General features: G+C 56.2%; 20 protein-coding genes and 1 pseudogene. 6 read left to right on the top strand and 15 right to left on the bottom strand.

Translation table 11 applies throughout. The features are described 5' to 3' along the window. Positions 1–304: 304 nt before the first annotated feature. Positions 305–1,357: an alcohol dehydrogenase family protein gene (locus tag DHN60_RS07975; protein ID WP_234423582.1), complete on the bottom strand. Its 1,053-nt coding sequence runs from the start codon at positions 1,355–1,357 to the stop codon at positions 305–307. Continuing rightward, complete coding sequence (locus DHN60_RS07970; protein ID WP_234423574.1) at positions 1,246–1,935, bottom strand: glycine cleavage T C-terminal barrel domain-containing protein; 690 nt, start codon at positions 1,933–1,935, stop codon at positions 1,246–1,248. The genes DHN60_RS07975 and DHN60_RS07970 overlap by 112 nt, the downstream gene beginning before the upstream one ends. Before the next feature lie 129 nt (positions 1,936–2,064). On the opposite strand from DHN60_RS07970, the gene DHN60_RS07965 reads away from it, so the two are divergent. Continuing rightward, the gene (locus tag DHN60_RS07965; protein ID WP_108836774.1) at positions 2,065–2,454 is read left to right on the top strand and encodes a carboxymuconolactone decarboxylase family protein; all 390 of its coding nucleotides are present in this window, start codon (positions 2,065–2,067) and stop codon (positions 2,452–2,454) included. Between the two features lie 3 nt (positions 2,455–2,457). Here the strand turns inward: DHN60_RS07965 and DHN60_RS07960 are convergent, their stop codons facing one another. From DHN60_RS07960 to DHN60_RS07910, 11 genes are all read right to left on the bottom strand, one after another. Continuing rightward, positions 2,458–3,426, bottom strand: a complete 969-nt coding sequence (locus DHN60_RS07960; protein ID WP_108836773.1) for a D-2-hydroxyacid dehydrogenase — start codon at positions 3,424–3,426, stop codon at positions 2,458–2,460. Next, positions 3,419–4,198 (bottom strand): Asp/Glu racemase, encoded by a 780-nt coding sequence (locus tag DHN60_RS07955; protein WP_108836772.1) that lies wholly within the window; start codon positions 4,196–4,198, stop codon positions 3,419–3,421. Before DHN60_RS07955 ends, DHN60_RS07960 begins: the two co-directional genes overlap by 8 nt. After that, positions 4,195–5,277, bottom strand: coding sequence for a histidinol-phosphate transaminase (locus DHN60_RS07950; RefSeq protein WP_108836771.1), 1,083 nt, complete (start codon positions 5,275–5,277; stop codon positions 4,195–4,197). The genes DHN60_RS07955 and DHN60_RS07950 overlap by 4 nt, the downstream gene beginning before the upstream one ends. Then, positions 5,274–6,923: a hydantoinase B/oxoprolinase family protein gene (locus tag DHN60_RS07945; protein WP_108836770.1), complete on the bottom strand. Its 1,650-nt coding sequence runs from the start codon at positions 6,921–6,923 to the stop codon at positions 5,274–5,276. The genes DHN60_RS07950 and DHN60_RS07945 overlap by 4 nt, the downstream gene beginning before the upstream one ends. Then, positions 6,920–9,019, bottom strand: a complete 2,100-nt coding sequence (locus DHN60_RS07940) for a hydantoinase/oxoprolinase family protein (RefSeq protein ID WP_108836769.1) — start codon at positions 9,017–9,019, stop codon at positions 6,920–6,922. The genes DHN60_RS07945 and DHN60_RS07940 overlap by 4 nt, the downstream gene beginning before the upstream one ends. Before the next feature lie 483 nt (positions 9,020–9,502). After that, positions 9,503–10,579 carry a flagellar basal body P-ring protein FlgI gene (locus tag DHN60_RS07935; RefSeq protein ID WP_234423573.1) on the bottom strand — a complete coding sequence of 359 codons (1,077 nt, stop codon included), beginning with the start codon at positions 10,577–10,579 and terminating at the stop codon, positions 9,503–9,505. A 20-nt stretch (positions 10,580–10,599) separates the two neighbouring features. After that, the gene (locus DHN60_RS07930; protein WP_108836767.1) at positions 10,600–11,607 is read right to left on the bottom strand and encodes a flagellin; all 1,008 of its coding nucleotides are present in this window, start codon (positions 11,605–11,607) and stop codon (positions 10,600–10,602) included. 2 nt (positions 11,608–11,609) lie between these two features. Continuing rightward, a complete protein-coding gene (gene flgK, locus DHN60_RS07925; RefSeq protein ID WP_108836766.1) occupies positions 11,610–13,064 on the bottom strand; it encodes a flagellar hook-associated protein FlgK in 1,455 nt (484 codons plus the stop codon). 44 nt (positions 13,065–13,108) lie between these two features. Next, positions 13,109–14,410: a flagellar hook protein FlgE gene (locus tag DHN60_RS07920; RefSeq protein WP_199913646.1), complete on the bottom strand. Its 1,302-nt coding sequence runs from the start codon at positions 14,408–14,410 to the stop codon at positions 13,109–13,111. 103 nt (positions 14,411–14,513) lie between these two features. Then, on the bottom strand, positions 14,514–15,353 hold the full coding sequence (locus DHN60_RS07915; protein ID WP_108836764.1) for a flagellar motor protein MotB: 840 nt from the start codon (positions 15,351–15,353) through the stop codon (positions 14,514–14,516). 105 nt (positions 15,354–15,458) lie between these two features. Further along, positions 15,459–16,382, bottom strand: coding sequence for a rhodanese-related sulfurtransferase (locus tag DHN60_RS07910; protein ID WP_108836763.1), 924 nt, complete (start codon positions 16,380–16,382; stop codon positions 15,459–15,461). A 65-nt stretch (positions 16,383–16,447) separates the two neighbouring features. Between DHN60_RS07910 and DHN60_RS07905 the strand changes: the two genes are divergently transcribed. Next, the gene (locus tag DHN60_RS07905; RefSeq protein ID WP_108836762.1) at positions 16,448–16,840 is read left to right on the top strand and encodes a hypothetical protein; all 393 of its coding nucleotides are present in this window, start codon (positions 16,448–16,450) and stop codon (positions 16,838–16,840) included. Positions 16,841–16,952: 112 nt separating this feature from the next. Next, the gene (pncA, locus tag DHN60_RS07900) at positions 16,953–17,549 is read left to right on the top strand and encodes a bifunctional nicotinamidase/pyrazinamidase (RefSeq protein WP_108836761.1); all 597 of its coding nucleotides are present in this window, start codon (positions 16,953–16,955) and stop codon (positions 17,547–17,549) included. A 3-nt stretch (positions 17,550–17,552) separates the two neighbouring features. Here the strand turns inward: pncA and DHN60_RS07895 are convergent, their stop codons facing one another. Continuing rightward, the gene (locus DHN60_RS07895; RefSeq protein WP_108836760.1) at positions 17,553–18,170 is read right to left on the bottom strand and encodes a hypothetical protein; all 618 of its coding nucleotides are present in this window, start codon (positions 18,168–18,170) and stop codon (positions 17,553–17,555) included. A 169-nt stretch (positions 18,171–18,339) separates the two neighbouring features. On the opposite strand from DHN60_RS07895, the gene pncB reads away from it, so the two are divergent. Then, positions 18,340–19,632 (top strand): nicotinate phosphoribosyltransferase, encoded by a 1,293-nt coding sequence (gene pncB / locus DHN60_RS07890; RefSeq protein ID WP_108836759.1) that lies wholly within the window; start codon positions 18,340–18,342, stop codon positions 19,630–19,632. Positions 19,633–19,879: 247 nt separating this feature from the next. After that, positions 19,880–20,665, top strand: a complete 786-nt coding sequence (locus DHN60_RS07885) for a hypothetical protein (protein WP_159089150.1) — start codon at positions 19,880–19,882, stop codon at positions 20,663–20,665. Here the strand turns inward: DHN60_RS07885 and DHN60_RS07880 are convergent. Next, the gene (locus tag DHN60_RS07880; protein ID WP_108836757.1) at positions 20,631–21,551 is read right to left on the bottom strand and encodes a DMT family transporter; all 921 of its coding nucleotides are present in this window, start codon (positions 21,549–21,551) and stop codon (positions 20,631–20,633) included. The genes DHN60_RS07885 and DHN60_RS07880 overlap by 35 nt on opposite strands. Before the next feature lie 339 nt (positions 21,552–21,890). Between DHN60_RS07880 and DHN60_RS22605 the strand changes: the two are divergent. Then, positions 21,891–22,117 (top strand): annotated as a pseudogene (locus DHN60_RS22605) (IS110 family transposase); the annotation flags it as partial.

Raw genomic sequence — 22,117 nt, 5'->3', positions numbered from 1 at the left:
ATCCCGGACCTGTTTTTTTGGTGAAATAGAGATCAAAAAGGGTCGCGTCACCGCAAAACCGGTGGGCGATACCGGCACTGTCCAACGCGCTGCTTTGCATGTCCATCACCGGCTGACCAAGCTTGCGCAATTGGTCGTATTGGCCGGGACAGGGTGTCCATGGTTTTAACCCGGCGGCAGCAGCGATCGGATTGCCGGGTTAAGTGCCAAGCTGCGAGGGCATCGAACGTCAGGCTTCTGCCGGACAGCCGCTAAGGGCGTTCAAGCGGTTGTTTGATCTAGAATACAGATATGCGAGTGATCGTTATGGTACGACAACGATATTGCCAGTGTGCTTTTTGGCGACAAAAGCGGTTTGTGCAGCACGCAGCTCAGTCAATGGATAAGTGGCGGCCAGCGCGGGTCGGATTTCGCCTGCTTCGATATAGCCAATGAGATTTGGCATCACGATCGGATCAATGACGGTTGATCCCAGCAGTGTCAGGTCCCGCAAATAGAATGTACGCAGGTCCAGTTCGACCATCGGGCCTGCAATTGCGCCAGAACAGGTGTAACGCCCGCCGCGGGCCAGCACGTCGATCAGAGTAGCCCAGTAAGGCCCACCAACGACATCCGCGACGACTGTAATCCGCTCATCTGCCAAAGCGGCGTGCAGGTCATCTGGTGCACGTGGCAAAACGCGATCTGCCCCAAGTGCTGCCACATCTGCATGTTTGGCTTCAGAGGCCAACGCAATCACGCTTGCCCCTCTCCTCTTTGCCAGTTGCACGACGGCTCCGCCAACGCCGCCTGACGCGCCTGGAACAAGCACTGTATCCTTGGCGGTGACGTTGGCGCGGGTCAGCATCCCTTCGGCTGTGGAGTAGGAACAGGAGAACGTCGCCAGTTCGGCATCCGACAGATCGGAGGTGATCGCCACTGCGTTCTGCGACGGCATCGTTGTGTATTCCGCAAAGCCGCCATCGCGTTCCGAGCCAAAATACCCCGTCTTTTCCTTGTTCAGTGGGTCGGTCGGATCACGCAGCCAGTTGTCAGTGATCACACGCTCTCCGATCCGGGCGTCGGAAACGCCAGTCCCTAGAGCGACGATTTCACCGCAAGCGTCTGCGCCTTGAATACGGGGGAATCCGATGGGGGCTCCACCCCAAGAGGGGTCTTCCTCGGCAGGGGCGCCCGCAGAGGTGTTGGTCGCGCCGGTAACAGACTTGGAATACCACCCCAACCGCGTGTTGACGTCGGTGTTGTTTAATCCACAGGCGCCGACTTTGACCAACACTTCACCGGGCGCAGGATCTGGGCGCGGCCATTCATCATGCTGAACGATTTGATCAAGATCGCCGTGGCCCATTGTGACCATAGCGCGCATCGTTTTGGGAAGAGGCATTGCGTGGGGTCCATTGCGGCTTTTGTGCGTGGCCGCAAACTGTGTGGATCAAAGGCCGGTTCGTCAAGCACGCGCGTGCGATGTGACGCATCTTCAGTGACGACCTCCTGTGCCGTTCCGGGCGTAGCGGCATGGGGTTTGATATACGCGAATGCGAGGATTCTGCCGACGGCCGGATCATAGGCCACAGACGCTGTGGACCCCACACCTTGGCCACTCAGCAAGACCGCTTCGCAACCTTGCCCGTCGGTCGCACCGTCGGGCTCATTTCCCAGATGGGCGCAAATTCTCGGCAAATCTGTAACGGGGTTTGCCAAGTCCAAAGTATGCCTGACCGAGGCGCGCACCGATGTCTTGCTTGGCTTCGTCCTCGTCAACTTCGACCCCGACGCAAAGCCGATGGACAACTGGTTTCCCAACACGCGCGTCGAACTGCAGAGTTCTGGGGCCCAGTTGCTGACTTGAAACGCTCGAATGGTTCGAGATCGCGGAACCGTCCGGGGAGCATGGCCAAACAAGACCGCGCGACCACGGTGGCAGAAGATTTTCATCTGGTGGAATTTGTGCAAGTTGGACTCAAGTCGCGCGGCTATGTACTCGGGCCTCTGGTCGTTGATCCAGTCAGCGATGGTCTAGGCAGATAGGGCGACAGCCGACCAACAAAATGAAGGGATGGGACAATGGACGCATTTGATGAGGATCTGTTTTTGAAAGGGCTCGAACAGCGCAAGGCGACCCTTGGCGCGGCTTATGTGGAAAAGAATCTCGCCGCTGCCGATGATTTTACCCGTCCCTTCCAAGAGGCGATGACGGCATGGTGCTGGGGCTTTGGCTGGGGCGACGATGTGATCGATGCCAAGACTAGGTCGATGATGAACCTATCCATGATCGGCGCGCTGGGCAAAATGCAGGAATGGGAAATCCATTGCCGGGGCGCGCTGACCAATGGGGTTACTCAAGACGAGATCCGCGCCATCATCCACGTCGTCGGTATTTATTGCGGGGTGCCGCAGGCGCTCGAATGTTTCCGCGTCGCGCGCAAAGTCTTGAACGAAGAAAACGCCGGTTAGAGCCTAATAACCCCGTGTTGGATCGACCACGTTGAACAAGGGTTCGCCGGCGATCCAGTGGCCCAAATTCTTCAGGAACAGGTCAAAGGAAGCGTCCTCCCATCCGTCAAAGACGGATGATGCATGAGGTGAGATCAAGGTGTTTGGCGCGGTCCAGAATGGGCTGTCTTCGGGCAGTGGTTCGGATTCGAACACATCCAAGGCGGCGCCTGCCACCCGACCACTGTCCAGTGCCGCGCGGACTGCATCGCCGTTGATGACCCCGCCGCGTGAGACGTCCGCAAGGATCACACCAGGCTTCATCAACGCAAATTCGTCCTTGCCAAGCAGCCCACGGGTCGTCTCCGTCAAAGGGGTCGATACCGCTATGAAATCCGCCCTTGGAAGCAGGTCATGCAGATCTGACGCTGCATGCACTTCGTCCACGTTTTCCATCTCTTTCGGTCTGGTTCGCGTGCCAATCACTGTCATGCCAAAGGCGTGCGCCCGCTTTGCAATCGCGCGGCCCGTTTGCCCAAGCCCAAGGATAAGCAGCGTCTGACCTTTGATGGGTCTGACCGTGCGCACGCGCCAAAACCGGTGCACCTTGTCCATCTGCAAGCTTGGGATATCGAGGGTGAAATGCAAAAACGTGCCCATCACGAATTCGGCCATCATGTCAGCTGCCACACCAGCGGCGTTCGTGACCGTGACCTTAGCCGGGTCCCAAACCCTGAAATGGTCTATGCCTGCCCCACCGTTGGCCACCCAAGCTGGGCCATTCGGTCCAAAGAGTGAGTCGCGGGGATAGCCCGGTGTGCCATCAAATCGAACTGTGTAAACGACATCGGGTCGAAAGCGGTCTATGTGGTCGGTCAGTGCCGCATAGGATTGGCATTCTTCAACAATAACATCCGGATTGGTTGCCCGTGTTTTGGCCGCCAGTCCGGATGTTTCCGCGTTATGGAGGAGGACGCGAACAGGCTCAGGCATGATGGGTTTCCGCGTCTTTCGTGACCCGCTGACGATCAACTCCATCCAACAAACGCCCGAATCCGGGCACCGGATCATGCACCCCAAGAACTCCCAAAATCTCGAACATCATCGCTTGGTTCGAGGTGACGACAGGTTTGCCAAGAGCAGTCTCGAGCCGTTCAATCGTCTCTACGCTGCGCATTTCGGTGCAGGACAGCACGATGGCTTCTGCGCTTGGGTGATCCGCTCGCAAACCGAGGGCAAAAACTTCATCCGGCGTCAGCGCGCCCTGTTCGTGATTGCCAAGGGCGGCATCCACTTCTGCACGGGCGACTGTTTGAACGCCCGTCGAGTCCAGAAAGGAGACGGCCATATCGTTGATGGCAGGCACGTAAGGCGATGCAAACCCGATATTCTTTGCTCCTAACGCGGCCAGTGCATGTACCAAAGACCCGGCAGCGGTCACAGTTTTTGCTCCACTATCTGCCGCGATCTGTTGAGCCAAGGCGCGATCAAAATTGGAACCATGGGTTAACGTCGCTGATGTGCACCCATATACAACCACGTCTGGTTTGATCCCCGCCAAAAGGCGGAGAGGGTCGTCCAGATCGGCCGCACCGAGGCCTTGCATCTGGGCCTCATCTGGTACTGCGTCTTCGTCATATCCCCCCATGCGCGCGGTGTGGATGGAGATCCCGGGCGGGCACATCATCATAAAATCAGGTTCAAGATTCGCGTTGGTGAAGGGCACCAAAACGCCGATGCGCGCGCGGCCACGGGTCTGTCTCATGCGGAATGCTCCTTATGCCAGGACTTCAGGCGAGAAATGGCCATCTGTGTCTCTTTTTCCGGACCGATTGTCATGCGCAAGGCATGGGGCAAACCAGCCCCCTGTTGACGGCGCAAGAAGATACCTTTGGCGCGCAAGCTTGCGTCTGCAGATTGGGCAGCGCTTTCGCTGTCAAAAAGGATCAGCGCGAAATTGGTGACGCTTGGCAGGACCTTAAAACCTGCGAGGCGCAGTGCCTCAATCGTTTGGTCGCGCAAGGCACCCGTTATTGCACAGGTTTCTTTCATATACGCTTGATCCAGCACCGCAGCCTGCGCCGCCGCCTGTGAAGGTGCCGATACGTTGTTCGGGTTCATGACCTTGCGCACTTCGTTGGAGATATGTGGCGGAAATAACCCCCAACCGACGCGGAACCCGGCCATGCCATAAGCCTTGGATAGAGTACGTAAAACAACTGTGTTTGTGCCCTGCACCAAGTTCCAGCAGGGATCAGCAAAGTGGTCTGCAAACTCACCATAGGCTTCGTCGATCACCAACAGAATATCGTCACGCAAACCAGTCCTGAGGCGCTCAAGGTCATCCCTTGTGATACACGTGCCCGTCGGATTGCCCGGGTTGGCGACAAAGACCAGTGCCGTATCAGGCTTTACACTGTCTAACAGGGCATCCACATCCGCGACGCATTCTGTTTCAGCGGCCGTATCAAAACGTGCATTCGACATTTGCGCGACAGTACGGAAAAACGGATAGGCGTGTGCTGGGGCCAGCACTGCGCGCCCGGGACCCGCAAAGGTGCGGGCGATGCAGGCAATCAGGTCAAGCGATCCGCTTCCGCACAGAATGCCATCTGCAGAAATTCCGTGGAGTTTGGCCAGAGAATTGCGCAGGGCGGACCAATCCGGATCGGGGTAGGCAGATGCATCAAAAAGGCGCGCTGCCGCTGCTTCGATTGCACGTGGGCTTGGACCGCGAAGGCTTTCGTTTTGTGACAAGGACACCAGATCGATGCCCTCAGGTGCTGCCATATCAGCGAGCGCATAGGGCGACATACATGCGACATGGGGTAAAGCACTGGTCATGACTTGGCACCATATTGGATTTTGGCGGCCTCGGCGCTGACGTGCCCGGCATCAATGTCGCGCCCTAGGGCATCCCTGCACCTTTCTTCGGGCGGACCAAAGCCACCGCCGCCGGGTGTTTCAAAGATCAACGTTTCGCCGGGCATGATGCGAAACTCACCCTTGCTTGGCAAATTCTCTCCTGCCTCGTTCAACCGAATGCGTCCGCTCGCCCCGTTCTCACCGCCATAACGGCCCTGGGCTGGCGTGTTCACACGCTCAACAGACAGAAACAACATGATCTCTTCGTCAATTGAAGAACTCAGCTCGATCCGTTGGCCAAGGCCACCGCGATACCGACCAGCCCCCCCGGAATCGGAGCGCAATTCGCGTCGGTGGATAAGAACAGGTGCTGCTGCCTCGGTGGTTTCCACCTGACTGCCCCAAACGCCGCTGGGAAATGCGGTGGCGGACAAGCCGTCCAATTTTGGGCGCGCGCCAGTCCCGCCGTTGAACACCAACTCAACGGCGAAATGCTCGCGAGACTGCGCGCCCGTGGCCGGGGCGTTGCGCAGAGGCAAGTCGTACATGCATGACGCGCCTTCTGCCGGCACTATGTCGGGCAAAGCTTGGGATAGGCAGCCATACACAAGGTCCGGGGTCATCTGCCCCAGCGTGTGGCGCATTGCGACTGGAGCGGGAGCCTGAGCGTTTAAGATGCATCCCTTGGGCGCTGTGACGCGAAAAGGGGCAAGGGAACCTGCGTTGTTCGGCGTTTCGGGTCCTATGATGCAGCGCAGGGCAAAGACCGTGTAGGCAGTCGCATAATTTAGCGGCACGTTGATGCCTTTACCGCTGCAAGGGTCTGTGCCGGTGAAGTCGATCAATAGGTGATCCTCGGCGATCGTAAGAGATGCGCGCAGCGTAATCGGGCTGTCGTATCCATCGACGGTAAGCGTGTTGTGCCACGTGCCCTTTGGGAGGTTGGCGATGGCGGCGACTGTCGCTGTGTGTGAGGTATCGATAATGTAGTCCGAAAGGGCCTGCAGATCGTCGATCCCGAACTCGGTCATCATAGCGCTCAGGCGTGTGGCCCCGGCTTCGCAACAGGCGATGAGGGCATAGATGTCACCTTCATTGGCGACTGGTTCGCGGGAGTTTGCCTTGACGATGTCCATCAGCAGGGCGTTCACCTCACCGCCACTGACCAGTTTGCAGGGTGGGATCAGCAACCCTTCGTCATAGATATCGCTTCCCTCTGGTCCCATGCCCAAACCGCCTAGATCTACAAGGTGCGACGTGCAGGACGTAAAGCCGATGACGCGATCTGTATGGAATACGGGCATGAGCAGCAGAAAATCGTTGAGGTGCCCCGATGCGATCCACGGATCGTTGGTCATGTAGATGTCACCGGGTTTCATGTCTTGCACCGGGAACTGCGCGCGCAGGGTGATCACCGCCTCGGCCATCGTGTTGATATGGCCGGGTGTTCCGGTCACCGCTTGCGCCAGCATCCGCCCCTCGAAGTCAAAAATCCCAGCAGAGATGTCACCGCATTCGCGCACAATCGGGCTGAACGCGGCGCGGATGAGGGCCTGTCCCTGCTCCTCGACCACAGCCAGCAATCGGTTCCACATGACCTGCAGTTTGGTGCTTGAGATGCTCATGAAGCGGCCTCGTGTCTTGTGGTCATCCAGATGTTGCGCCGAGCGTCGATGCTGGCGCGAAAGTCGGTGCTGACAAACGTTGTCGTTTGCGGCTCAACGATCAAGGCAGGTCCATCAAACGTATCTCCGGGTTGCAAATCTGCTCGGTCAAACACTCCGGCGTTCCGCCAGTCCTCGGCAATGTTGCACCATACCATGCGCGCGCTGGTCGCCGAGATGTGGTTTGCGGCGGGTGGTGGCGGCGCTTCTGTCAGGGCTGGCGCGGTCGAGGACATGGACAGTCCCCAGTTCAGGATTTCGATGGTCATGCCGGGAACGCGTCTGCCAAATTGGCGCTGGTACTCTGCTTCAAAGGCGGTGGTCAGGTCTGTGATGCCCGAGGCGTTCAGTGCCCGTGGGTCCAGTTCGATCTCGATCTCATGTCCTTGCCCTTTGTAGCGCATGAATGCGACGCGCCGCTCGTGCAGTTTGCTTGCCGGGGCACCTGCTCGCACAACTTCGGTTGCTTCGGCCTGCATATCGCTGAGCAATGAATTAATGGCATCGGGATCAAGTTCGTCGAGCGTTGTGTAATGCGAACGAATGATCTCAAACGAGACGGGCGCGAACAGGAAGCCCACCGCTGAACCCACACCGGGGTCTTGCGGGATCAAGATCCGGCTGATTCCTGCACGACGCGCCAGCCGAGTCGCGTGCAGGGGGCCATTGCCACCGAATGCGATCATCAGCCGTTCTGACACGTCTTTGCCCGACTCTACCGCGTGCATTCGGGCGGCGCTGGCCATCGCCTCATCGACAATTTCAGTCACTGCGGTGGCGGATGACCCGGCATTTAGGCCCAATTGAGAACCGATGCTGTCTGCAAGCGCGGCTTCGGATGCGGGCCTGTCTATCTGCAATCGCCCTTCGGCAAAGCGGTCAGGGTCGATGTAACCCAAAGCGATGTCTGCATCTGTAACTGTGGGAGCGGTTCCACCTTTGCCAAATCCCACGGGCCCAGGATCGGACCCTGCACTTTGCGGGCCAACAGTCACGCGGCCAAGGGTGTCCACGGTTGCGATCGACCCTCCGCCTGCCCCAATCTCAATCATCTCGATTACGGGGATGCGCACTGGCATTCCGGACCCTTTGATAAAACGAGCGGCGCGTGACACTTCGAACTTGCGTGACATCTGCGGGCGAAAACCATTGATCAGCGACAGCTTTGCGGTCGTGCCGCCCATGTCAAAGGACAGCACCTCAGAAGCCCCGGTCTCCCGGGCAATGCGCGCCGCCAAAATGGCACCCCCCGCTGGGCCAGACTCTACAAGACGAATTGGTAAGCGTGCCGCGGTTTCGAGCGTGGTCATCCCGCCCCCTGCCGTCATCATCAGGATCGGGCACGTCAGCCCCGCAGCCTTGAACCGTGTTTGAATATTGGCGAGGTATCCGGCCATCAGTGGCTGGATATAGGCATTGGCGATAGTGGTGCACAGCCGATCAAACTCTCGTGCTTCCGGGCTGACTTCGTGACTGAGTGAGATGACAAGGTCAGGCATCTGTTTCAGAAGCGCGTTGCGCAAGGCGCGCTCATGCGCCGGATTGGCGTAAGCATGCAAAAGGCAAATTGCGACGGCTTCGATCTTTTGGGTCCGCAATGTCTCTGCCAGCGCCACGACACCGCTCAAGTCGATGGGTTCGACCTCTTCACCTTGGGCATTCATTCGGCCCCGAATCGTGAACGCATGTTTGCGTTGCACGATCAGATCAGGTTTTTCGATGTTGATCGCGTATTGGCTGTATCGACGCTCAAACGCGATCTCCAGAATGTCCCGAAACCCTTCTGTCGTAATCGTGGCAACGGATGCGCCCCGGCGTTCGATCAGCGCGTTGGTGGCGAGCGTTGTGCCATGAATGAACGTCCCGACTTGGTCCCAACCGATACCGGCTGTTTGCAAAACCCGCGTCGCCCCTTCCATCGCCGCGAGGTCTGGCGCGTGCGTCGTTGTAGGGGTCTTGGCAGTGGCCAAGATGCCGTGGACCCCGTCGATCAGAACGGTGTCTGTGAATGTGCCACCGATATCAATCGCCAGACGGTATTCATCTGTGGAAGTCATTTAGGGGTGCCAGTCGTAAGGAAAAAGAACGGTGCAATCCCGCCAAAGAACGGCGGTTGTTCTGGCAAGCGTCAGGTGACGAGGTCACAGCCTGTCTCGCGGCGCAGCATTGGGTTGCGAAGGGCGCGTGTCATTTGAGCGACCATTTGTTCTGTTTCTGTCGAAACTCTACGCATACATATCATTGCCATGTCAACGATCTGGTGACGGTGAGTGTCCGCTATTGTGCGTGCGGTTTTTGGGGTGCCTCGAAACGGACCAATTGCATTGTATACGCAAACCATCCGCGCTGCTTGAAAAGGGGATTCTTCAAGTCCTTTTGACGGGGCGTCCTTGGCATCAGCATTTGCCCAAACTTGGAAAGTCGAAGTTTGACGAGAGACTGCCCACCCGTTTTATCGGCTGCTTGTGCGCTAGGCTAACTATGCTTTGTCGCACTTCGAATGAAGCAAGGATCTGTGTTTAGCCGGTGTTTCGACTATGTTACCGCACGACGAATTCGGCGTGCAGTGCGCCTGCGGCTTTGATGCTTTTCAGGATGTCGATCATGTCCCGGGGCGCGACGCCTAACGCATTCAGGCCAGCAATAACCTCTGACAGCGAAGCGCCCTCCGGAATCTCCGCCAAACCGATGCCTTCATCATCCTGTATGTCTGCGGTCGTGCGAGGAACGACAACGGTCGAGCCTTCGGCGAAAGGGTTCGGTTGCACGGCAAGGGGTTGTTCCTGAATGCGGAGCGTCAGGTTGCCTTGCGAGACTGCGACCCGCGAAATACGAACGTCGTCCCCCATGAGGATTGTTCCAGATCTTTGATCGACGACGACCCGCGCCTTGCGCTCAGGTTCGACAGTAATATTCTCAACCCGACCTATGGCGTGGGCGACGGATCGCATACGCGTGTTTGGGATATTCAGGCTTACGGTGCCAGAATCCAGCATGGTGGCAACGGCTCGCCTAAAGTCATTGTTGATTGCCTCTTCGATCCTTGCAGCGGTGGTAAAATCTGCATTGCGCAATGCCAATCGCACGTCTGTCAAACTGCTCAGTTCGAACTCGATCTCGCGCTCCACCCGAGCACCCGAAGGAATGACACCTGACGTCGGAACGCCTTGCGTGACGCGTGCGCCATCTCCCTCAGCGACAGCTCCGCCGGCGATTATGGTGCCTTGGGCCACGGCATAGATCTGACCATCCGCTGCGTTCAGCGGTGTCATAATAAGCGTCCCACCCAAAAGACTTTGGGCGTCTCCGATCGCAGAGACGGTCACATCAATTTGCGACCCGCTGCGGGAAAACTGTGGAAGTGTCGCAGTCACAAAAACGGCTGCCACGTTCTTGGGCCTGAACTGTTCCCCTGTGATATTCACGCCAAGCCGTTCAAGGATGTTCGTCATTATGTCTTCGGTGAAAGGCGCGTTGCGCAATCCGTCACCCGTCCCATCGAGACCAACGACCAAACCGTAACCAACGAGGTCATTCCCTCGAACTCCATCAAATTCAACGAGGTCCTTGATCCGAACGGGGCCAGCGACTGCCGCCTGAACAAAAAAAGCGGCCATTATGAATGAAAGAAACCATCTCATCGGATGAAATTCACAAACGACATGTCGGACATGCGCGCGGCCACTGTGTATAGACTTTGAAGTTGAAATTGTACTGCCTCCAGTTCAGAGGCCGCTTCAAAAGGATCAACTTGAAGCAGGGCGGCCCTTGCGATCAGCAGCCCGTTTTCCTCAGTCGCATTTCGGGTCGATACGGCGTCAATCCTCGCCTGGGCAAAACCAACCGATGCCCGGATGGCCGTCAGATCGGTCTGAACCTGAAACAAACCCTCTCCGGAATCCCGCAGCAGGTCTTGGCGTTCAATGGTGCTGAACCCGAAAGCCTCATCTTTGCTGATCACAGCAACTGAAACATTCATCAAGATGTCACGCAGCGCTGAGTCATTGGCAGTGACGTTGACGCTCACCGTTTCATTGTCGCCAACTCGAAAGGGCGCAAGAGCTTCATCGGTGCCGGTGTAAGCGACCGCAGTAAAGCCCAATGGATCGTCGAACCATTGTTCGGCCAGTGTTTTTAGTTCGTCTGGTGTTGTCGCTGTTGCGGTCGCGGCGCGCAGTGCATCAAGGATGACGCCAACGCCTTCCAATGCGCTCCGGTCTGTGGCGAGACCGGCAAAGACGCTTCGTCCACCCGAAGTCGTGTTTAATGCGCTTACGATTGTCGCCATCTCTATTTCGGCGTCATTTGAAAACTGATCCAGAATAGCGCCCTGAGCGCTGCTGGGCATGGCGACGAGTACTGAATTCAGCTGTTCGACGCTTGTGTTCACCAGCTCAAGCACAGCTTGGGTTGCGTCAGCCAATTGTGCGGCTTCTACTGTGGCGACGGCATAGCTTGTCAGTGCCTGCAAATTGTTTTCAATGTCGATCAGGTATCCGGTGTTCCCGGCCAGAACTGACTTGATATCGCTCACTTGTCCGCTGGCGACTTCTTCCGTCACACGGGAAAATTCAGCCTGCAATTCTGCCCCACGCCTTTGCAGCATGAATGAATGAGCGAGGTCGCCAAGAGAAAAACTGTTCATTCTTAGATCCCTAGAAGTGTGTTGAACATTTCGTCGGCCGTTTCGATGACTCTCGCGTTCGCGGCATAGGCTTGCTCGATCACCATGAGGTTCTGGAGTTCGACATCTGTATCTACACCGTTGGCGAGCGCCAGTTCGCTGAGCTCATAGTACTGCGCCGAAGCGAAACTGAGCTGCTGGTCCTCTCGCAAACGAGATGTTCCGATTTGTGAAGACAGGCTGGTTGCTATTCCGGCAGCGGATAGTGCTGCCGATCCATATGATCCCGATAGGGGCACCCGAGTTTCAGTGAGTGCATCTGAAAAAGCGTTCAATAGGGTGGCATCGCCTGTATCTCCCGGAGTGACCGCGCCAAGGCCGTCTCTGAGACGCCATGTTTCCCCGCCCGCGGTGGGATCGACGAGCGTGTTCAGGGAAATCCGGTTGGCCAGCCCGAGTTCGAGAGTTGGATCCAGGGCGTCGCCCTGGTCTGTAAACAAGCCAGCCTGGCCTGGTGCGAGGGTTGGATCAACTGCACTTGATTCAAACCGTTCGATCAAATCGCGAGCGAGCGCGTCGATCTGAGTCTGTGTTTCCGGCGCCAGTTCATCTCGAATTTCGAATTGCGCGCCAAGTGTGCCGCCATGCAACCGGCCGTTGTCGGATGACGTGTTGACCGAGACCCCGTTTATTGTCAGCCCGGACAGGCTTCCGTCTTCGATGGACATGAATGGAGTAACAACGTTTGAAGGTTCAAACCCAACCTCTGCCGCGTTCCCGTCCAACAGGATTCCGCCCCCTGTCGAATATAGCGCGACGGTTCCGTTGTCCCTGTCCAGCACTCTGACCGGAACGATTTCGCTGATTTCATCAATCAGAACCTGACGCTGGTCCAGAAGACCCGAGGCATCGTTTTTCTGGACGTTTGCTGCAGTTATGCTTTCGTTGAGTTTTTGAACATCTTGCAAGGCTTGGTTCAAACGATCGACTTGCTCAGCGATACTTTGGTCTGCGTCCGTGCGCGCGGATTGAATACCATCAGCAACGTCGTTTATCGATTTGGCCAAATCGTCCGCGCTCAAAGTAGTGGCATCTAGCCGTTCCACGGCATCGGGTCTGCTGCTTGCCAGAATAAGGGTGCTTTCGAAACTTGCCAGTAGACCAGACAGAGACGCCTCTTCGTCTGGAGTTCCGATAATATCCTCGATCTGGTTCAGATAGTCGGACGTCGTTGCCCGGTAGCCAAATTCCGCGCCGGCCAACCGGCGATCGGCGATGACCTGCATGTCGAGGTGGCGAACCACACCGTTGATCTGAACGCCGCCCGTTGTGCCGATCGAGGAAGACGACAACGAAAGAGTGCGCGGCGCGTATCCAGGCGTCAGCGCATTCGCGATGTTGTTGGATACCAACCCGGAGGCCTGACTGGCTGCTTGAAGGCCAGACATTGCCGAATTGAGAGCGCTTGAAATGGTCATTACGTGACCCTTTGTTACGGGCGTGGATGATCATCCACGCGTGATTACCGCTTGATGTTGGTTGTTTCCTGCAACATCTCGTCAACGGTTTGGATGACCTTCGCATTTGAGGAATAGGCGCGCTGGGTCTGGATCATGGCTGTCAGTTCATTGGCAACGTCTACTGCGGATTCTTCGCGTGCATAGGAAACGATGTCGCCTGTCGGACCGTCACCAGCATCCCACAAAAAGAAGTTGCCACTTTCCGGAGAGGGCAAATAGGTTTGGTGATCAAGTGCGACCATCCCATTGGGGTTTGGCAGGTCGACCAGTGGAATCTGGTAGACTATGCGGCTGATGCCGGTGTCAAAGAATGCTGTAACAAACCCGTTGGCGTCTATTTCGACATTGGTCATGTTCCCCACTGGTGAACCGTCCTTGGAAATGGAGACGGGTGCAAAACTGTCGGACAATTGTGTGATTCCATCATCATCGCCCAGTGCGCCGATGTTGATTTCCAATGGGCCACCTTCGGCAGCGATAATCAGATTGCCTGTTGCCCCATCATAGGCGCCACCGCTGATCGTGGTCACACTTGCAAGCGTGCCGCCAGAGGTACGGCTGTTGTCGAATGTCAGCACATATTCCCCGACGACCGCGTTATCGAGCGCCGAATCCGTTATCACAACCGTCCATTCATTTGAAGAACCGGTGGCCGGGACTGTTGGGGTAAAGCTGATGTTGATGTTCTCAGACGTCCCAAGATTGTCAAAGTATTCCACGGACAAATATTGCACGTCTCCGATTGATCCGGCGTCGGTGTCGGTCGCTGGCAAGTTTACGCCAAGGGACATTTGCGTCGTTGGCTCGCCAGAGACCTGATTGACGTTGATTTGAACTGGTTCCAAGCCGTCTGAAGTATCGCGGGGAAAATTTGGAATTGTCCCGTCAGGCAGAGCGGGCCAGCCCAGCAAAACCAAGCCAGAGTCAGAAACCAGATATCCGTCGGCATCTGTCCCAAATGACCCTGTTGTCGTCAGGAGCATATTGGGCATGCCATTTGAAGCTTCGATCTCGCTGATTTGCGCAACGGGTAACATGCCGCCGCCGCGCACCGCCAAATCGGTCGCGCTCGATGTTGATACGAGCGAACCACTTTCATCAATGAGACGCACAGTGGTTGCGCGTACCCCACCTGCAGAATACGACCCACCGCTTGACGAAATTACCAGTGAACTGAAATCGGTTTCTACAGTTTTGTATCCATACGTGGATGAGTTCGCGATGTTGTCCGCAATGGCCGCAAGTCGCGTCGCGTTCGCTTGTAGGCCCGCGACACCTGCATTTAGAGAAGAAGAAATGGTCATGGACACGCCTTTCTGCTGTATCAACCAAAGTTGGCCTACAGATAGGGGCGCCCACTTAACGTCAGGCTAACAGATACAATTCAATATATTCCCTCTCAGATCGTCACTCTCGCAACAGAATGATCTCAAGGCGGTTGTTGCGTATGGCCATAGGGTTACGCTTCACGGCCGGTTCGCGATCCGCGTGACTGGCGACGCGCCTGACGCGATTGGGAGGAATGCCCGCCTCTTCCAGCAGCAAGCGCATGATCGTCGCCCGATCGGAGGAGCGGTCCCACGTTTGGTTGCTGGCCAAAACGACAGGCTCCGCCGCGACATGGCCGCTGACAGCGATCCCATTGGACACAGTACGCGCGGTGTCGGCGATCAGGTCAGCAAGCCCGCGCAGCATACCGGTGGGTGTATTCGTTCCCGGTTCGAACAAACGCGTTTCTTTGGTCGCGAACAGTTCGATCACAAGACCCTCGTCGGTCTGGCGCGTCGTGATATGGCGGAGTTCGTTTTCCATCACTTGGGACTCGCCACCGTGGCCAGTCAACAAAGCTTCAAGCGAGGTAAAGACCTCATCTTGCGCCTCGCCGACTTCGTCTTCAGACATGCCTGATGCACCACGTGCTTTATTGGATTCTGTCGGGCGATCAGCTGAAGCACCGACACCATTCTGTGGCAGAGTGTCCTCGGAAAAAACAGAGTCTCCGGCAAAGTTTCCTTCACCACCACCAGACGTCCGGCTGATTGGAATCGTTGGCGAAAAATAGTCGGACAGACCTCTGCGTTGTTGTTCGGTCGTCGCGTTCAGCAACCACATCAACATAAAGAACGCCATCATCGCGGTCACGAAATCCGCATAAGCGACCTTCCAAGCGCCGCCATGGTGGCCATCACCACCCGAGACTTTCTTGCGTTTAATAATGATCGGCCGCGCATTGGCTTGCACGCTCATATCCCACACCTCATTTTCACCCGAGGATGGTCCTACAGCGTCAGAGTTTCACGATTGTTAACAAATACAATTGCGCTGATTTTGCCGATCAGAGCGTGCATTGGGCTAGCCCTTGTCCGGGACCATTTTGCCGGTCAGGTGGTCCGTTCCGCGGGCTTTGGCCAGCGCGACTTGTTTCTGTCGTTCGCGAAACCGCGCTTTGTCGTGATCTGAGGTCTCATTTGCACAGTGATGGCAGCTGACCCCCTGTTCATATTCCGGGCGATTGCGATCTGCGGGCAGGATCGGGCGGCGACACGCATGGCAGAGCATATGTGGCCCCACTTCCAGCCCGTGCCCAACGCTGACTCTGCCGTCAAAGACAAAACACTCGCCTTGCCATGAACTGTCTTCCGGCGGCACCTCTTCGAGGTATTTCAGGATGCCGCCCTTGAGGTGATAGACGTCTTCTACGCCTTGGCCGAGTAGGTAGTTGGTGGATTTTTCGCAGCGGATGCCGCCTGTGCAGAACATCGCCACTTTCTTGTTGTGAAATCGGTGTTTGTTGGCCTCCCACCATGCAGGGAACTCGCCAAAACTTGCAGTTTCAGGATCTATGGCGCTGTCAAAGGTTCCGATGGCGACTTCGTAATCGTTGCGGGTGTCGATCACAGCCACGTCTTCACGCCTGATCAGGTCGTTCCAATCAGTGGCCTCGACATAGTGACCTGTGCGCGCTGCGGGATCGACGTCAGGTTGGCCCATGGTCACGATTTCGCGCTTGAGGCGGACCTTCATCTTGCCGAACGGAGGAGATGGGCTGTGGCTTTCCTTCCACTCAAGATTTGCACAGCCAGGTAAGGCGCGAATATGGGCCAGCACAGCGTTGATGCCCGCGCGCGGGCCGGCGATCGTGCCGTTGATCCCCTCGGGCGCAAGCAACAAGGACCCGGTCACGTCTTGCGCCTGACACAACGCCAAGAGCGGCGGTTTCAGCGCAGACGGATCCGCAAAGCGAGTGAAGTGATAAAGAGCTGCGATGGTGAACATGCGCGCTCAATTACGCTTGTCCGCCTAGCCCTGCAAGCCTTTCGCCATGCCGCCGTCTCCTGAAAGTGACTGGTTGCAACGGCGCGCCATTCAACACAACCGGCCTGCCAGCGACCTGCGCCCAGGGTCTGGTATTCCACACTTTTGGAGCAGCATTTGCTCGGCCAACATCGAGCTATGATATTGAAAGTGATACAAAAATGATGAATGCAAAAACCTTTACCCTTGTGGTTGCCGTCAGTCTGCCCTTGGGCGCCAGTGCGCCTTCCACCGAAATCCAGCAGGAAGTTCCGCAAGCAAAGCAGTTTTCATCAGATGTCACCGAATCAGAAACAACGGAATCCAAAATGTTTGATATGAATGAAGATGGTTCAGTTTCTGTAGGGGAAGTTGTGGGTGGCGTCGTGTTGGTCGGTAGCTTCCTCGCGTTGTGCCCATATTGTGTTCTGGGGATATAACGCGCCGTGCGTGATGCCAGTCCTTTTGGGGGTTAGCCTAGGTGGGTTATCTGCTTTTCGTCATTGGTGAATTGGGACTAGTCTGCGGCATAGTCCCTAAAGAGAGCAGCCAATGACACACGCCCTGATCGTGATCGACGTCCAGAATGACTTTTGCCCCGGAGGTGCGCTGGCCGTGCCAGAGGGCGACATAATTGTGCCCGGCATCAATGCGCTGATGGATCAGGCGGATGCCGTTGTTCTCACCCAAGATTGGCATCCTGCCGGGCATTCTTCATTTGCGAGCAGTCACGAAGGGGCAGTTCCTTATGAGGTTATCGATATGCCTTATGGGCCGCAGGTTTTGTGGCCAGATCACTGTATCCAAGGCTCAACCGGAGCGGCGTTCCACGCCGATTTAAATGTCACCCGCGCCGATATGATTGTGCGCAAAGGGTATCGTTCAGCAATCGACAGCTATTCTGCGTTTTTTGAGAACGATCAAACGACCCCAACGGGGCTTGAGGGATATTTGCGCACGCGTGGGATCACTCAGTTGACACTGGTGGGACTGGCGACGGACTTCTGTGTGAACTTTTCTGCGGTAGACGCGGCGAAGTTGGGGTTTGACGCGACGGTCAGGTCGGATTTGTGCCGCGCCATCGATCTGAATGGATCTTTGGGCGCAGCACAAGAAGGAATGAAGGCCGCGGGCGTAACGCTGGATTGAGGTTCAAGCTGGCTTCAGCTTGTTTACCTCTTTGACCAGTTCGGTCACCTGTTTGGCCTCAGACTTGAGCATCTTCACTGACTTTTTGATCAGCGCCTTCGCCTTCTTGACGCCGTTGGAAATACCACTGACCTGTGTAATCCACTTGAAAATGAGCTGAAGCATCATCTTCAGCCTATCGATGACCTGAAGGATCGTATCGATCGGATTCAGGATGACCATCACCTCATGCACCTTTGTGACGATGAGGCGGAAAACCTTTGCCAGTCGGGCGACCATCGCCTTGACCGCCTTAAAAACCTTTTCCGGGAACTTCATAGACTTCTTAATGAAGGCGAGCATTTTCGTCGCCATCTTGATCGCGACTATCGTGTTCTTTTCGACGAATGCCACAATCTGAAGCAGTTTTTGCCCTGCCTTGATCACGCTATCAACGGCGGCTTTGCCCACCGTTTGGCCGATCTCCTTCGCAGATTTCTTGAGGTTCACCAGAAACCCTTTGAGCGACATCATCACCGGTTTGATTTTGATCAAGACGTTTCGAAAGAACTCAAGAAGCCGTGCGTGAATGCGTGCAACTTTGGCCTGAACAGGAATGAGAGGGTTTTCGGCCTCAGCCATGATTTTTACCTTTCAAAGAACGTTTAAAAAAATGGTCGTCAAATGTATGTGGGACGAAACTGCAGCGAAATAGCAAAAAATGCAAGTTGACCTATGTTTTGCTGGGCACTTGCCCCTGACCTTGTGAGTTGGCACAACGGCATCGCGCTTAGCCGGAAAAGAGCCCGTTATGGTCGACATTGCCACCCGAGTCTGGAACCACAAGTGGAAGATCGATCCGATTGTGCGCTCGTTGATCGACACGGATTTTTACAAGCTGTTGATGTGCCAGTCAGTGTTTCGCAACAAGCCTGACACCCAGGTGACCTTCAGCCTGATCAACCGATCAAAGCACGTTCCCTTGGCCGAACTGATTGATGAAGGTGAGTTGCGTGAGCAGCTGGACCATATTCGCTCCTTATCGCTCAGCCGGGGGGAAAGCACGTGGATGCGGGGGAACACATTTTACGGCAAGCGCCAGATGTTCACCCCGGAGTTCATGGACTGGTTCGAAGCTTTGCGCCTGCCGCCTTACCATTTGGAGAGGCGCGGAGATCAGTACGAGCTGACCTTTGAAGGATCATGGCCCGAGGTCATGTTGTGGGAAATCCCTGCCCTTGCGGTACTGATGGAGTTGCGGGGGCGCGCAGTTCTGAACACGATGGGTCGGTTTGAGTTGCAGGTGCTTTATGCCCGCGCGATGACCAAGCTATGGGAAAAGATTGAGCGCCTGCGCACGCTTGAAGGCCTGCGTCTGGCTGACTTTGGCACACGTAGGCGGCACAGTTTCCTTTGGCAGGATTGGTGCGTGCAGGCGATGGGCGAGGGGTTAGGGAGTGCTTTTGCGGGCACGTCCAACTGTCTGATCGCCAAAAACCGCGATCTTGAGGCCATTGGCACCAACGCCCACGAGTTGCCGATGGTCTATTCTGCACTGGCCGAGGATGATACGGCGCTTGCCCACGCTCCGTACGATGTTCTGAGTGATTGGCAAGAGGAACATGATGGCAATCTGCGTGTCATCCTGCCGGACACCTACGGCACCAAGGGATTTCTGGATGCTGCCCCGGACTGGCTGGCGGGCTGGACCGGTATCCGCATCGACAGCGGCGATCCGGCGACAGGGGCAGAGACTGCGATCAACTGGTGGAAGGCACGTGGTGAGGATCCGCGTGACAAGCTGGTGATCTTTTCGGATGGATTGGATGCCGACAAGATCATCGAACTCCACAACCAGTTTTCAGACCGTGTGCGGGTCTCTTTTGGTTGGGGCACTATGCTGACCAACGATTTCAAAGGGCTGACCAACGACGACCGACTGGCTCCATTCTCGTTGGTCTGCAAGGCTGTGTCGGCCAATGGGAACGCCACCGTGAAGCTTTCGGACAACCCGAATAAGGCAATGGGTCCGGCAACAGAGATCGCGCGTTACAAGCGTGTGTTTGGGGTCGGAGAACAATCACCAATGGGTGTCGAGGTCTAAGAAAGCCTGTAAATATTGGGTTAAAACCCTCTAAACTCTTGCAAATATGATATTTTCTCCGGCCTGATTGATGAGTCTATCGGGAATGAAACATACACTTTTTGCGAAAATCGGCCTGTGGTCGTTAGAACACACACATTTAGAAACAAGGCAATTGTGGCGGGATTTGGGCGGTTTGCCCCAAAGTGGTCACATTTGCTTCCTACCCCTCAGCCAACAAAAACACAAAAAATCTGAGGCAGGCAAAATGAAACGTATTACTATTCTATTTTCGTCGTTGTCCGTGATGGCGATTTTGGGCGCATGTGCCCCGGCCAATGAAATTACCACCGGCGCCGAATTGGATCCGTTGAGCTTTCGCGAAGATCCGAATGCGACTGCGATCGAGATTCAGGCCGACGCGTTACAGCAGATGACAGATCAACTTGCGCAGGACTCCGCACTGCCGCGGGCGTATAACAGCGCCCTTGTGTCTTGCGGGGTTGCGATCTTTGCTCCGGCAAAGGCGACGGGGTGCAACCTTGGTGGTGAGCGTCGGGCGATGGGTGGACGTGACCAAGACGTGGAACTGGTTCCAGCGGTTGCGCTTGTCGACAACATTCAGGACATCAGCGGTCAAATGGATGCGGTTGAAACCGGCCTACCTGCATTGATTGCACAGCAAGACGCAGAGCTTGCTGAACTGAACGCACGCCGCGAAGAGGGTGCCGTGTCAGAGTCCACCTTCAACGCAGAGGTCGCAGCGATCAATCAGATCCGCACACGCCTTGATGCCGCGTTGGCCCTGACCGCAACCCAAGCTGAACTGGCCAATTTCAACATGCAAACCGCCAGCCAGCGTGGACAGGCTGGACTTGATTGGCATCTGAGTGCGACAGCAGAGCTGGCCCGCGAAGCAGAGGTTGCGCGGGCCCAACTTGGATTGCTGGAACAGTCAGCGCCGGTTGTTCAGGATTACGTCGCCTCAAACGCACAGGTTTACGTCTCGGCAGATCAAATCAATTTCCTGCCACGTCCTGGCGAACTTCGCTGATACGGCTACGCTGGCGTTCGCGCCAGATAATCAAAAGACCCCCGGCGGCGATCAGCAGCGCGCCGGGGAACAATGCATCCCATGGTGTTTCGCCAAAAAACAACCAACCCAGCAGGAAAGCCAGCGGGATGCCGAAATAGCTGAACGGTGCCAGATTGCTTTGTTCGGTCATCCGATAGCTGATCACCAAAAACAACACCGCTGTGCCACCAAACCCACCCATGGCAACAATCCATGCCAGGTCTGTGCCGCTTTGGATCGGAGTGAATCCGCCAAAGGACAGGGCAAGCAGGAATGCTCCGACAAGGGATGTGACGGTCGAATACAGATTGATCAGAGGGCTGGGCACATCGTCGTCCATCATGCGCGCCGTAACCCCAACCAACGCATAAAACGCGGCCGCGCCAAGGGGTAACAGCGCGACGGGTGAAAAGGTGTCTGAACCCGGCTGCATCACCAGCAAGACGCCGACAAAGCCGATCAAAACAGCGCCCCATCGGACCCACCCAACTTTTTCGCCCAACAGGGGAACAGCCAACGCCGTCATGAACAGTGCGTTGGCGTAGGTGATCGTTGAAGCGGTGGCAAAGGCCATCACCCCCAAAGAAAAGTAGAAAAACAGCTGGGCAAACGTAACGATCGCACCGCGCAACAGAGCCAGCTTCCACTGTCGGATGCGCAGCCGTCGCCCATCTGTATGCCATTGTCGGGACAAGACCAGTGCCACCACCGCCGGGATGATCCCGAACAGGTTGCGCCATGCTGACAGTTCTGCGGCCGAATAGGTGACCGACAAATGTTTGATCACCAACCCCATCGCGTCAAACAGGGTCAGTGCCACGAGGCTGAGAACAATGGCCAGGCCGGTGCGATCGTTGGGGCGCAAGGGAAACTCGATTTGGTGAAGAAGTGTTCGTTGGCGACGTTACGCTGTTTGCAGCCTGTGTCACGCAGCGAGTGCGCGAACACGGACATTTGCGAGGGTTTATCGTCGTCGGCCCGCGCGCAAACGCCTTTAAGGCTTGTCTTATGCTTTCCTTATCGATCTGCAAAGATTGAGCCACTGCCGGCCAAGCCATTTATGGCTGGCAGTGGTGGCGGCTGGATCGCTTTGGGCTTGGTCGTGAGGGACCGTTTTCGAGTATGGTCAGCCGCCGTCTTCGCATGAGGCCTGAACGGATACGCAAGCTGGATTTTTCATGGGCTTGCATGACAAGCATAGGACATGACGATGATGACAGATGATAGCATAGGCATTGATATTTCGAAGGACTTTCTGGAAGCGCATCGGTTAAGCGATGGAGGCACAGCGCGCTTTCCCAATGCACCTACCGGTTTCCGTGCCCTCTCAGCATGGTTGGGCGCGGACATACCTGCTCGTGTCGTATTTGAGGCCACTGGTCCGTATCACAGACGTTTTGAACGCGCACTTTCTCGGCGACTCCCTTTGGC

It is taken from the genome of Tateyamaria sp. Alg231-49, assembly GCF_900143535.1.
In the GTDB taxonomy this organism is placed as follows: domain Bacteria; phylum Pseudomonadota; class Alphaproteobacteria; order Rhodobacterales; family Rhodobacteraceae; genus Tateyamaria.
Note: the sequence above shows the minus strand (reverse complement) of the source record. Positions and strands in the feature narration are given on the sequence as shown.